This is a genomic window from Devosia sp. XK-2 (genome assembly GCF_037113415.1).
In the GTDB taxonomy this organism is placed as follows: Bacteria; Pseudomonadota; Alphaproteobacteria; order Rhizobiales; family Devosiaceae; genus Devosia.
The window spans coordinates 506,998-518,548 of record NZ_CP146608.1; the positions used below are offsets into that span (position 1 = coordinate 506,998).

An 11,551-nucleotide genomic window follows, 5' to 3' on the forward strand; every position below is an offset into this window, starting at 1 on the left:
CGTCGTGAATCTTGTCGAGCTTCTGACCCAGCGCGAATTTCTCATCGCTGTCCTGGCGGCCGTTTCCGCTGCGGCGGTCGTGTTCACCTTCGGCTCGTCCCTGATTGTCCGCCAGGACATGAAGAAGCGCATTCAGCGCGTTGCGGTCGAGCGCGACAAGATGCGGGCCGAGGAGATGGCGCGCTTGCGGGGCGGCGGCAATGTCGAGGGACGCGCCTCCATTCGGCGCGGCTCCGAAGCCAAGTCCTATATGAAGCGGGCCGTTGATCGCTTCGATCTCAAAAAGGCCTTTCAGGACGATACCACGGTCGACAAGCTGGCCATGGCCGGTCTGCGCGGTCAGGGCGAGTTGACCAAATTCCTGTTTCAGCGCTTCAGCTATCCCATCGCTATCTTCGTCATTGCGGCCTTCTACACGCTGATCCTGTCGCCAGGCGATCGGCCGCTCTATCTCAATCTGGTCTATGCCATCGGCGCGGGCCTGCTCGGCGCCTATCTGCCGCTGCTGCTGCTCAAGAACAAGACCCAGAAACGCCAGACGTCGATCAAGCGCTCCTGGCCCGATTGTCTCGATCTCCTGCTGCTCTGCGTGGAAGCGGGCATGTCCATGGAACACGCCTTCAAGCGCGTCGCCAAGGAAATCGGCGCCCAGTCTGCCGAACTGGCAGAAGAATTGACGCTGACGACCGCCGAACTGTCCTTCCTCGAAGATCGGACCCGCGCCTACGAAAATCTCGGCCGCCGCACCGGCCTGGACGGCGTCAAATCAGTGATGACGGCGCTGATCCAGGCCGACCGCTACGGCACCTCGGTGGGTCAAGCCCTGCGCGTCATGGCCGAGGAAGGCCGTGAGGCCCGCATGATGGACGCCGAAAAGAAGGCCGCATCGCTCCCGCCAAAACTCACCGTGCCGTTGATCCTGTTCTTCCTGCCGGTGCTGTTCATCGTCATTCTCTCCCCGGCCATGATCCAGGTCTTCTCCGGCTCCGTAGCTTCGACGGTGAGTGGAGGCTAAGGCCGGTCAGTCATCGCGATTTGACCAACCGTCTTCCCAAGGCGATCAGCGCGCCGCCCTTGGGCGCTTCACAATTCCTGTGCTAGCCCGATCAGCAGCCCTTCATGGCCGCGGATATAGCAGAGCCGATAAGTCTCGCCATATTGGACGATATCGCCGACCAATTGCGCCCCTTGGTCGCCCAGGCGCGCCAGCGTTTCATCGATATCGTCCACGGTGAACATGACGCGCAGATAGCCCAGTGCATTGACCGGAGCGGTCCGGTGATCGGCCTCGACGGGCGGGTCGATGAAGCGGGAAAGCTCCAGCCGGCTATGGCCGTCGGGCGTGGACATCATGGCGACCTCGACATGCTGGTCGCCCAGGCCGGTAACGCGGCCGGCCCATTCCCCCTTGATCGTGGCCTGCCCCTCAAGGTTGAGGCCCAGCGCGCGAAAGAAGGCGACTGCGCCCTCGAGATCGGCAACCACAATGCCCATATTGTCCATGCGCTTGATGGCCATGACTGCGTCCTCTCGATGCTGGTTGGTGTCGCGTTCACTTTGGCGCAACATCCATCATCTGTCATCCCGCTCACCGGTCAGTCTCGAAGGGTGGGGGAGGGGGTGGCAAGCAGGCTGGCAGCTTTCATCCAGGGCACTCCATCTGTGGACGTTTAGCGCAGGCAACAAGCCACCCTCGAGATTCGGGTGCTGCGGCAAGCTTTGAGCTTCGCCAGCCGGCATTCGCTGGGCTCGATAGCTTCAAGTCGGCAGGTCGTGCTCGCTTATGCAGGGGCAAAGCGAGGCGATGCAGACTCAGGCTGCGTTCGAACTTTCTTGGTCTGCTGCGGTCGCACCGAGGCGCTTGGCCTGAGCAAGTCCGTCGCGGAGGTTTTCAGCCGCCAATGGGCGCAGCGGCTCCATGGCGGGGGTCACGTGGGCCAGAGTGAGTTCCACCTCGACAGAGGTGAGGTCGAGTCCCCACTGGTCCTTCAGAATGCGCTGCAGGTAGGGCGTCGAGTGGTCCCAGCCATGCCTGGGCGTTCCCGGGCCGTATCCGCCGCCGCGTGCGGTCATGAGGTAACCCGGACGTCCCTCAAGCGGCCGCGTTGCACCTGGTACGAAGCGTGGCTCGGAAAGCACGAGATCGATCCATGCCTTTGCATGGTGCGCAACACCAAAATTGTAGAGCGGAATGGCGAAGAGGAACGCGTCGGCGGAAATGAGCTCGTCGGCCAGCTCAGCGGCGAGGGCACGCGCGTCCTCCTGACCCACCGTGCGTTGCTCGGGTGGTGTCCACATCGAGGTGACGGCATCGCGCCACGCTGGTGCGGGCAGCGGAGTGGTTCCCACCTCGCGATGGATCACGTTCGAGAAAGCGCCATCGGAGCCGGCAACGAATGCGTCGGCTAGACTGCGGGTCACGGATCCGTCGGTGCGGATGGAGGCATCGAGACGGTAAAGTTTGGGCATGGGTTGGCTTCCGGTTTAGTGTCATGGTGGTTACAAGTAGTAACTGACGAACCATATGTGCCTTGCTCGAAGGCTCTCAAGACGGCACTTTTTCGATACGGTGGTACCCAAAATGAAACCAGCCTCAGACCACGACGACCTCACCTGCAAGTCGGTCCGCGATATATTTCCTGCCGTCTCGTCCAAATGGGCCATGCCGATTGTGGAGCTTCTGGTCGAGCATCCCCAGCGCTTCTCCGACTTGAAACGCGCCCTCGGTCCGGTCACGCAGAAGTCGCTCACGGCAGCATTGAGGGACCTGGAGCGAGACGGGGTGATTACGCGAATTGTCACTCCAACAATCCCGCCTCGCGTTGACTATGAGCTGACGGAGTTGGGCCACTCTATGCTGGAGCCGGCCCTGGAAATGGCGCGTTGGGCGCTCGCGCACCGGCACGAAATTGGCCAGGCCCGCGTACGCTTCGCAGCGAGAGCTTAGTTCCTCTAGACGAGCGAGAGCGCTGGTCAGGCTAGCTGGCAAGCGCGCCTGACTAGTTGGACGACCAACGAATATTTCGGTAGGACCTCGATCAAGATCACCCGAGCACGGGTTGCCATCTAGTTGATCGTAGCGACGTCTGCTGTCGGCTCGCCTAGCTCTTGGCGATCAAATCCCAGCGGTTCTGCTGGGTCAGCAGGGCCCGGACATAGGCCATATTGGCCTCCACCTGTTCGGGAGGCAATTCGGCGGCATAAATGGCCCGGCATTCGTCGAACCGGCCCTGCAGTCCCACTACCAGCGCCAGGTTCTGCCGTGTCTGCGTGGTCGCCCCGCGCATCTGCACGGCGCGGCGCAAGTGCTTTTCGGCCGACACCAGGTCATTGGTCATGGCATAGGAGAGCCCGAGATTGGTCTCGATGGAAGCCTCGCCCGGCGCAATCACCGCGGCCTGCTCATAAACCTGTCGTGCCTCGTCATGCCGTCCGGTCTGGTCCAGCGTGGCGCCCAGAACGAGCAGGGCGTTCCAGTCCGGCGCGTCCGGCCGGATGACATTGCGCAGGACCTGGATGGACTGGTCGAAACGGCCCGCTGCCGTCAGCGCCTTGGCATAGGCCACGGTCAGGGCGACGTCACCGGGATAGGCGGCAATCGCCTGTTCCAGGGCCGCCGCGGCCTGTTGCGGCTGGCCCGCCGCGCGCAGGGCCGCGGCATAGTGGATGACAATTCCCCGGTCCTTGGGGTTGGCGCGGTAGCGGGCCGTCAGTTCTCCCAGATTGGCATGGCCTTCTGCGGCGCTCATGCCTGAATAATCGGCCGCACCCATCTGGCCGCGATTGGAGGCGCAGGCCGAAAGGGCGAGCGCTGCCAGTCCCGCCAACAGCAGGACCCGCATTGTTCCGCCAATCCGCCCTTTTTCGATCAATGCCTGCTCCCGGCCGCGCTGGGCCGTCCTTATCCTGCCAGAAGCAATAGATCATTAACCCTAACGCCCGGTTAAATGCCGGGCGCCTGGCGTTGTACCCGCTCCTCGACCCGGCTAAACAAGCTAGGCAATAATGGAGTTTCCCATGGCCAACCCATCCGCGATCCCGCTCATATTCGTTCCCGAGGATGGGCTGAAGACCGGGCCTCTCAGCACCGATCAGCGGGCCTGGGCCGAAGCCAATGGTTTTACCGGCCAGCAGGGCCGCCTGCTTGCCGTGCCCGGTGCGGCTGGCGGCATCGGGGCCTGGCTGTTCGGTATCGGCACTCCAGAAGGGCGGCCGGTCTTCGTTGCCGGGCTGGCCGGGGCCGGTCTGCCCGAGGGCGATTACCAATTGCAGGGGGATTACGGCGACCCGACACTTGCGTCCATCGCCTTTCGCCTCGGCGCCTATCGCTTTGAAACCTATCGCAAGGCCGCCCGTCCGGCGCCACGGCTGATCCTGCCCGACAGCGCCGATGCCGGCGAGGTCAAACGCCAGGTTACGGCCGCAACCCTGGCGCGCGATCTGATCAATATGCCGGCCAACGATCTGGGGCCCGACGCGCTCGAGGCGCAGGCCCTGGAACTGGCCGAGCGGCATGGCATGCAAGTCGAGGTCACGCGCGGCGAGGACCTGCTCAAGGCCAATTTCCCGTTGATCCATGCCGTGGGCCGCGCCAGCGCCCAGGCGCCGCGCCTTATCGATCTGCGCTGGGGCCGGGAAACCGACCCTAAAGTCACCCTTGTGGGCAAAGGGGTTACCTTCGATACGGGCGGGCTCGACATCAAGTCTCCCGCCGGCATGCTGACCATGAAGAAGGATATGGGCGGCGCGGCCAATGTGCTGGGTCTGGCCCATGCCATTATCGATGCCGGCCTGCCGGTTCGCCTCAGGGTGCTGCTGCCGGTGGTCGAAAATGCCATTTCCGGTAATGCCTTCCGCCCGAGCGATGTGTTGCGGTCCCGCGCAGGTATCACCATAGAGATCGGCAATACCGATGCCGAAGGCCGGCTGATCCTGGCCGATGCCCTGGCACTCGCCGATGAGGAAAGCCCCGATCTCCTGCTCGACATGGCCACATTGACCGGCGCCGCCCGCGTCGCCTTGGGCCCCGAGCTGCCGGCGCTCTTTTCAAGCAGTGACTCTGTGGCTGCGGCCATCGTTGCCGCGGGCCTCTCCGCCGAAGACCCGCTTTGGCCTATGCCGCTCTGGACCGGCTATGACGGCCTGCTCGCCTCCCGCGTTGCCGACGTCAACAATGCCGCCGCCGGCGGTCATGCCGGGTCGGTCACCGCCGCATTGTTCCTGCGGCGCTTCGTCAACAATGCACGGGCCTGGGTGCATCTGGACATTTTCGGCTGGGCGCCCGATGCGCGCCCGGGGCGTCCGGTCGGTGGCACCGATCAAGGCATCAGGGCGATCTATGGCCTTTTGCGGCAGCGCTATAGAACCTGAACTAAAAATAGTTGACTATGGCAACTAATTGGATGATTTAGTCAACCAATTAGGAGGCTCCCATGGCCAACGCCACCGACATCATCCAGGTCCGCACCTTCAACCGCTTTTATACCCGCGTCATTGGCCTGCTCGATGAGGGCATGCATCAGACAATTCATACTCTGGCCGAAGCACGCGTCATCTATGAGTTGGACAAGGATGGCGTCACCACCGCCGCCCAGATCGCGGCGACGTTGAATATGGATCGTGGCCAGATGAGCCGGCTCATGGGGCGCCTGGTGAATCAAGGGCTCGTCGCGCTGCTGCCGCGCTCGGGCGATGCCCGCGCCGCGCCGGTTGCGCTGACGGCAGAAGGCCGCGCGATTGCCGCCCGCTTCAACCAGATGAGCGACGAGGCGGCGGCGCGCACCCTGCTCGATCCGTTCAGCCCTTTTGAGCAACGCGATCTGGTGAGCGCCATGCGCCGCATCCAGACCATCCTGGCCGAACCGGATGATGAACCGCTCATCATCCGGTCGCACAAGGTCGGGGAATTAGGCTGGCTGATCCATCGCCAGGCCCTGCTCTACCATCTTGAGCAGGGCTGGAATGGCGAATTCGAAACCCTGATCACCCGCATCTATGCCGAATATGAAGAAGCGCCCGCCACACCGCCGAAAGGGCTCTGGGTCGCCGAGCAGGGCGGCGAGGTCGCGGGCTCGGTCTTCGTTCTGCCCGCTGCGGCCGAGCCGGAGGGCACGGCCCAATTGCGCATGCTCTATGTCGAGCCCATGTTCCGCGGCCAGGGCATTGGCGCCCGGCTCGTCGATCAGGCCGTCCGCTTCGCGCGCGAAGCCGGCTATCGCCGGATGATGCTCTGGACCCAGGATTGCCTGGTCTCGGCCCGCCGCCTCTATCAGGCCGCTGGTTTCACCCTGACGCGTGAAGAAAGGCACCATTCCTTCGGCGCTGATCTCAACGGACAATATTGGGCCCTGGAATTCTAGAGCGCAGCCCCGGACGCGCCCACGCCTCAGGAATTGCCCGGAATGACATCGGTGCCGGTGGTCCGCTCGATCACCCGGTCGGTCACCTCCGCACCATGCTTGGGAAAGAGCAGCGGAGCGGCCGCAAACCCGCCGATCACCGCCACCAGCATGACCCAGCCCGCCCATTTCTTGTGCTTTTCGATGAACTCACTGGCCACCGGGCCGAAGAAATAGAAGAGGCCGCAGGGAAAGAAGAACCGGATCCCGCGTCCGATCAGGCTGAACAGGATAAAGGTCCAGATATCCACGCCCGCCACGCCACTGGTAATGGTGATCACCTTGAACGGAATAGGCGTGACCGCGCCGATCATGATCATGAACGGGCCATTGGCCGCAAAGCTTTCCCGCAATTGCTCGAACCCGGCTCCGGCACCATAGAATTCGACGATCCCCTTGCCGATCGTATCGAACAGGAAATAGCCGATCGCATAGCCGAAGACACCGCCAAAGACCGAAAACACGGTGCAAATGGTGGCCAGCCGCCAGGCGCGGCGCCGGTCCGCCAGGATCATTGGCGCCAGCATGACCTCGGGAAAGACCGGCACGATCATGGCTTCCAGAAAACAGATCAACGCCAGGATCGGCTCCGCCATCGGATGTCCGGTGGCCGCCTTGAGCCTGTCGTAAAGTCCCGGCTTAGCCTGCTCTGCGGTATCGCTCATGCCCCTGCCTGTCTTCTCGTTTCGCCTCTGCCTGCTTGAACGACAGCATGGCGTCTGACCAGTGAATTTTGCGTGTCGTCTTAATAGCCGCGCGATCGGTCTACCACATTGGGCAGGGCCTCGCCCGCTTCATGCGCCTTGAGCAGGCGCGAAAAATAGCGCACGCCGCTCTGCTCGTTCGAGATCGCCGCGATATGCGGGGTGATATAGCAGTTCTCGATCTCCCAAAGCGGGCTGTCCTGCGGCAGCGGCTCGACCTCGAACACGTCCAGGCTCGCCGCGCCCAGCGTGCCGTCGGCCAGGGCTTGGGCGATATCCGTCTCCCGCTGATGCCCGCCCCGCGCCGCATTGATGATCGCCGGACCACCCGCCAGCCGGTCCCGCCGCAGCTTGGCGAAGGTCTGCCTATTGAGGATGCCGGTGGTTTCCGGCGTCAGTGGCAGCAGGTTGACCAGAATGTCGGTGCCACTAAGAAAGGCCTCGAACTCTGCATCACCGGCAAAGCCGGTGACACCTTCTATGGCCTTGGGCGTGCGGCTCCAGCTCCGAAGATCGAAGCCGAGTGGGCGTAGGCGGCTCACCGCATCCTGCCCGAGCACGCCCATGCCCATAATGCCCACGCTCGTTTCACCTGCCGCCGGCGGGTAATACTGGTTCCATCGCCGCGCTTTCTGGTCGGCCTGGAAGCGCGTGAACTGGCGGTGATGCATGGTCACATGCGCTACCACATAATCGCTCATGCGCTGGCTGAGATCCTCGTCCACAAAGCGCACGATCGGTGCGTCGGGCAGCTTTGGGTGTTTGAGCAGCGCATCGACACCCGCCCCCAGCGACAGCACCGCCTTGAGATTGTCGAGTCCGTTGAAGGCGTCGGCCTTGGGCTTCCAGACAAAAATGTAGCGGATATCGGCCGGGTCGAATTCGTCGGATTGCCGTACCACGGGGTAGGGGGCAAGAGCTTCGGCAAACGCCTTCGCCCAGCTCGCCTCATCGACATCGGAAAGGTGCAGTAGCAGCATGGATGGTCCCCGAAAAGAAAAAGCCGCACCCATGGGCACGGCTTTATGATCTGAATTGCCGTCCGCGGGGCGGCCTTACTGGGCGCTCGTCGTGCCCGATTCAGGCGCAGCGGGCGTGGTTTCCTGCACCGGGGTGCCCTCCACCGGGGTTTCGTCCCGCGTTTCGGTCGGCGTTTCCACGGCGCTTTCGGGTGCAGTGGTCACGGTCTCTGCCTCGCCCGCGGCCTCTTCTTCACCCGCAGCCTCTTCCGCCGGCGCGGCTTCGGGTTCGGGGAAGGGGACGGGGCTGGCGGACAGGGTCTGCAGATAGGCCAGGATATCGGCGCGTTCTTCGGGCGAGCGGACACCGGCAAAACCCATCTTGGTGCCCGGCGCATAGCCCTTGGGATTGGTCAGGAAGGCGTCGAGATTTTCGTAGGTCCAGGTCAGCCCTTCATTATGGTGCTGGGTCAGGATGTCCGAATAGGCAAAGCCCTCCAGATGCGCCTGGGCATTGCCCACAATGCCATAAAGGTTCGGGCCCTGCTTATTGCCTTCGCCTTCACCGAATGTGTGGCAGCTCTGGCATTTGCGCACGGCCGACGCGCCATTCTCGGCGCTGGCATTGGCCAATAGGGCGCTCAGCGGAACCTCCGGTGCTTCCTCTACCGGCGCACCGCCTTCGGCCACTTCCGGTTCGGGAAGCGCATAGCCGGGGCCGCGATCCTCGATCGGGTGATAGATGGCTTCGGCAACAAAGCCCACACCCATGATGAACAACAGGGTGCCGAGCACGGCGCCGATAATCTTGTTTAGCTCAAACGAATCCATTTGGTCTCTCTGCCGGTCCATCCCCTGTGGACATTTATCCAAACCAGCCCAACTTTTAGATACCCAATAGGGCTATCCGCCTCAACCGGCCGGTTCGACGCGCGCGGAAGATAGTATCAAGCCCCTTATGGCGCAACCGTCCAAAGCCGGCCGCGCACCGTCAAATCGTCGCGGCGCGTTGCCCGGCGACGCCATACGCGCCGGGACGCAGGTGCGCGGCGCCATTTTGGATGTCCTTGCCGGGCTTTGTCTACATTGACTTCCCCCCATCCCCGCGCCACAACCCGCCTGCCTGACGCATTCACGGACCCTATCCATGACCAAGAAAATCGCTTTCCAGGGTGAACCCGGCGCCTTCAGCCATGCTGCTGCGGCCAATGTCTTTCCTGGCGAGGATTTTCTGGGCTGCGTGACCTTCGAGGAAACGCTCAATGCCGTGCAGACCGGCAAGGCCGATTTTGCCGTCGTACCGGTCGAAAATTCGCTCTATGGCCGCATCACCGACATTCACCATCTGCTGCCTGAAAGTGGCTTGCACATAATCGGGGAAACCTATCTGCGGGTGGAAATGACGCTTCTTGGTGTCCCCGGCGCCACGCTGGACGACGTCAAGGCCGTGCAGTCCCTGTCGGTGGCCCTGGGCCAGTGCCGCAAGTTCATTGCCGGCCGGGGCCTGCGCACCATCAATGCGGTGGATACCGCCGGCTCGGCCCGGGAAGTGGCGGAAAAAGGCGACAAGTCCGTTGCCGCCATTGCTTCGCGCTTCGCCGGTGAAATCTACGGTCTCAACGTCCTGGCCGAAAATATCGAGGACGCCGACCACAATACCACGCGCTTCCTGGTGCTCTCGCCGACCGAAAAGCAGGCCGCCAATCAGGGCAAGATCAAGACCACATTCGTCTTTCGCGTCCGCAACGTGCCCGCCGCGCTCTACAAGGCCATGGGCGGTTTTGCCACCAATGGCATCAATATGACCAAGCTCGAAAGCTATATGGTCGGCGGTGCCTTCACGGCCACTCAGTTCTATGCCGATATCGAGGGCCATCCGGACGATATCGGCGTGCGGCATGCCTTTGAAGAGCTGGGTTTCTTCACCGACTATTTCCGCATTCTGGGCGTCTATCCGGCAGCCGATTGAGCGCAGGGAGGCTTGCCTCCCATTTGAGCGCGGCCCCTCTGGTACCCCTTTGGGTCCGCGCAAAAGTCTTCCAACCATATCTTCCTCTGCCCGGCATTCTGACCGCGGCCCAGACCTGGCGCCGGGGCGTCGCTGATCAATCGCGCTGTTTTTTGTTATACAGCATAACAAATATATGGCATGGTCGAAACATCGCGGGGCTCCGTCAGGGCCGAAATCGGCCGATGGGCGACACCGCGGGTCTCGCGGCGCAACGGTTCTGGGAGGAGCTGTTGGCCGCAAAAAATCTGGAGGAGAGACAAAATGAGCAAGGCATTTATGACCGCCCTGGCCTTGGCCGCGCTGAGCGCAGGCGGATCGGCCATGGCGGACGACGCCCGTTGGCTCACCGATACAATGGTCAATGCCCGGGCCGAGTTCATGGCCCCCGGCCTCAACTACCTGACCTTCCAGCATATCGACACCATGTTCGCCACGCGCCCTGTTGCTGCGGGCGACAAGGTTCGGCCGCTGCCTGTCGACCTGCGCGATATCGGCGACAGCTTCACCTTTGGCGAAGAAACCCTGTCGCTCGAACAGTTCCTGGAAGCCACCTCGACCAACGGCCTCTTGGTCATCAAGGACGGCACAATCATCCAGGAGATTTACCGCAATGGCCTGTCCGAAAATGGCCGGCACATCTCATTCTCAATGGCCAAGTCTTTCCTGGCCACCATGGTCGGTATTGCCCTTGAGGAGGGCGACATTGCCAGCATCGATGACAAGGTAATCGATTACCTGCCGGACTGGACCGGCTCGGTCTATGCCGATGTCACCATCCGCGATCTGCTCGAAATGCGTTCAGGCATCGATTGGCTGGAGGTCTATGAGTTTGGCAGCGATACCCAATTGACCCAGGTCCATGACAATGCCCTGGTCGCCTATAATTACCGCTGGTGCGATTATGCCCGCGATCGTGCCGAAACTGCAGGCGAACCCGGCACTGCCTTCAACTATTCGACCATGGATACCTCCGTTTTGGGCTGCGTGCTGGAAGCGGCCGTGGGCATGAACGGTGCCGATTATATGAGCGAGAAGATCTGGAAGCCGGCGGGCATGGAGGCAGACGCCTATTACTTGATGGATGGCCCGGATTCGGTCGGCCGCGAATTCTATGGCGCCGGCTACAATGCGACCCTGCGCGATTACGGCCGGTTTGGCTTGATGATGCTCGAAGGCGGGCGATCCAATGGCAATCAGGTGGTGCCGCAGGATTGGGTCGAGGTGTCGACCTCGGCTGTCGAGGGGATGGACGTTGTCGATCCAGCCGATAACCTTGGCTACGGCTACCAATGGTGGACCGTTCCGGGCGGCTCGGCCTACACCGCCCAGGGGCTGTTCAATCAGTATATCTATGTCGATCCCGATACGGCGACGGTCATCGTCAAGCTGTCCTCGCCGGCCAACCCACTGGGCTGGGGCGTGGACAATCTCGCTTTCTTCAAGACTGTCGTAGAGACGGTCAGCAAGCCCTGACAGGTT

Annotated in this window: 12 protein-coding genes; 6 read left to right on the forward strand and 6 right to left on the reverse strand. The window is 62.3% G+C overall.

Annotated features, from left to right (window positions below; all coding sequences use genetic code 11):
* Nucleotides 1–4 precede the first annotated feature (4 nt).
* Nucleotides 5–1,015: a type II secretion system F family protein gene (locus tag V8Z65_RS02375; protein WP_338722278.1), complete on the forward strand. Its 1,011-nt coding sequence runs from the start codon at nucleotides 5–7 to the stop codon at nucleotides 1,013–1,015.
* A 68-nt stretch (nucleotides 1,016–1,083) separates the two neighbouring features.
* Here the strand turns inward: V8Z65_RS02375 and V8Z65_RS02380 are convergent, their stop codons facing one another.
* Together V8Z65_RS02380 and V8Z65_RS02385 are read right to left on the reverse strand one after the other, a co-directional pair.
* Nucleotides 1,084–1,518, reverse strand: a complete 435-nt coding sequence (locus V8Z65_RS02380; RefSeq protein ID WP_338722279.1) for a VOC family protein — start codon at nucleotides 1,516–1,518, stop codon at nucleotides 1,084–1,086.
* Between the two features lie 294 nt (nucleotides 1,519–1,812).
* Nucleotides 1,813–2,469, reverse strand: coding sequence for an NAD(P)H-dependent oxidoreductase (locus V8Z65_RS02385; protein ID WP_338722281.1), 657 nt, complete (start codon nucleotides 2,467–2,469; stop codon nucleotides 1,813–1,815).
* Between the two features lie 112 nt (nucleotides 2,470–2,581).
* On the opposite strand from V8Z65_RS02385, the gene V8Z65_RS02390 reads away from it, so the two are divergent.
* Nucleotides 2,582–2,947: a helix-turn-helix domain-containing protein gene (locus tag V8Z65_RS02390; protein ID WP_338722282.1), complete on the forward strand. Its 366-nt coding sequence runs from the start codon at nucleotides 2,582–2,584 to the stop codon at nucleotides 2,945–2,947.
* Between the two features lie 154 nt (nucleotides 2,948–3,101).
* On the opposite strand, the gene V8Z65_RS02395 is transcribed toward V8Z65_RS02390, so the two are convergent.
* On the reverse strand, nucleotides 3,102–3,842 hold the full coding sequence (locus V8Z65_RS02395) for a tetratricopeptide repeat protein (protein ID WP_338722283.1): 741 nt from the start codon (nucleotides 3,840–3,842) through the stop codon (nucleotides 3,102–3,104).
* 175 nt (nucleotides 3,843–4,017) lie between these two features.
* Here V8Z65_RS02395 and V8Z65_RS02400 point away from each other — a divergent pair, with 175 nt between their 5' ends.
* Nucleotides 4,018–5,370 (forward strand): leucyl aminopeptidase family protein, encoded by a 1,353-nt coding sequence (locus V8Z65_RS02400; RefSeq protein ID WP_338722284.1) that lies wholly within the window; start codon nucleotides 4,018–4,020, stop codon nucleotides 5,368–5,370.
* 62 nt (nucleotides 5,371–5,432) lie between these two features.
* The gene (locus V8Z65_RS02405) at nucleotides 5,433–6,359 is read left to right on the forward strand and encodes a helix-turn-helix domain-containing GNAT family N-acetyltransferase (protein ID WP_338722285.1); all 927 of its coding nucleotides are present in this window, start codon (nucleotides 5,433–5,435) and stop codon (nucleotides 6,357–6,359) included.
* Nucleotides 6,360–6,385: 26 nt separating this feature from the next.
* Here the strand turns inward: V8Z65_RS02405 and V8Z65_RS02410 are convergent, their stop codons facing one another.
* The 3 genes from V8Z65_RS02410 to V8Z65_RS02420 form a co-directional block, all read right to left on the reverse strand.
* Entirely contained in the window at nucleotides 6,386–7,063 is a 678-nt protein-coding gene (locus tag V8Z65_RS02410; RefSeq protein WP_338722286.1) for a YqaA family protein, read from the reverse strand.
* Nucleotides 7,064–7,143: 80 nt separating this feature from the next.
* Nucleotides 7,144–8,082 carry a glyoxylate/hydroxypyruvate reductase A gene (locus V8Z65_RS02415; RefSeq protein ID WP_338722288.1) on the reverse strand — a complete coding sequence of 313 codons (939 nt, stop codon included), beginning with the start codon at nucleotides 8,080–8,082 and terminating at the stop codon, nucleotides 7,144–7,146.
* Nucleotides 8,083–8,157: 75 nt separating this feature from the next.
* A complete protein-coding gene (locus V8Z65_RS02420; RefSeq protein WP_338722290.1) occupies nucleotides 8,158–8,892 on the reverse strand; it encodes a cytochrome c family protein in 735 nt (244 codons plus the stop codon).
* A 316-nt stretch (nucleotides 8,893–9,208) separates the two neighbouring features.
* On the opposite strand from V8Z65_RS02420, the gene V8Z65_RS02425 reads away from it, so the two are divergent.
* Nucleotides 9,209–10,030, forward strand: a complete 822-nt coding sequence (locus V8Z65_RS02425) for a prephenate dehydratase (protein WP_338722291.1) — start codon at nucleotides 9,209–9,211, stop codon at nucleotides 10,028–10,030.
* A gap of 303 nt (nucleotides 10,031–10,333) precedes the next feature.
* Nucleotides 10,334–11,545: a serine hydrolase gene (locus V8Z65_RS02430; protein ID WP_338722293.1), complete on the forward strand. Its 1,212-nt coding sequence runs from the start codon at nucleotides 10,334–10,336 to the stop codon at nucleotides 11,543–11,545.
* Nucleotides 11,546–11,551 lie beyond the last annotated feature (6 nt).

Excerpts from the sequence above, each read along its gene's own strand:
- V8Z65_RS02415 (WP_338722288.1), bottom strand. The coding sequence starts at position 8,082 with ATGCTGCTACTGCACCTTTCCGATGTCGATGAGGCGAGCTGGGCGAAG.
- V8Z65_RS02430 (WP_338722293.1), top strand. The coding sequence starts at position 10,334 with ATGAGCAAGGCATTTATGACCGCCCTGGCCTTGGCCGCGCTGAGCGCA.
- V8Z65_RS02395 (WP_338722283.1), bottom strand. The coding sequence starts at position 3,842 with ATGCGGGTCCTGCTGTTGGCGGGACTGGCAGCGCTCGCCCTTTCGGCC.
- V8Z65_RS02410 (WP_338722286.1), bottom strand. The coding sequence starts at position 7,063 with ATGAGCGATACCGCAGAGCAGGCTAAGCCGGGACTTTACGACAGGCTC.
- V8Z65_RS02390 (WP_338722282.1), top strand. The coding sequence starts at position 2,582 with ATGAAACCAGCCTCAGACCACGACGACCTCACCTGCAAGTCGGTCCGC.
- V8Z65_RS02400 (WP_338722284.1), top strand. The coding sequence starts at position 4,018 with ATGGCCAACCCATCCGCGATCCCGCTCATATTCGTTCCCGAGGATGGG.
- V8Z65_RS02380 (WP_338722279.1), bottom strand. The coding sequence starts at position 1,518 with ATGGCCATCAAGCGCATGGACAATATGGGCATTGTGGTTGCCGATCTC.
- V8Z65_RS02420 (WP_338722290.1), bottom strand. The coding sequence starts at position 8,892 with ATGGATTCGTTTGAGCTAAACAAGATTATCGGCGCCGTGCTCGGCACC.
- V8Z65_RS02405 (WP_338722285.1), top strand. The coding sequence starts at position 5,433 with ATGGCCAACGCCACCGACATCATCCAGGTCCGCACCTTCAACCGCTTT.
- V8Z65_RS02385 (WP_338722281.1), bottom strand. The coding sequence starts at position 2,469 with ATGCCCAAACTTTACCGTCTCGATGCCTCCATCCGCACCGACGGATCC.
- V8Z65_RS02425 (WP_338722291.1), top strand. The coding sequence starts at position 9,209 with ATGACCAAGAAAATCGCTTTCCAGGGTGAACCCGGCGCCTTCAGCCAT.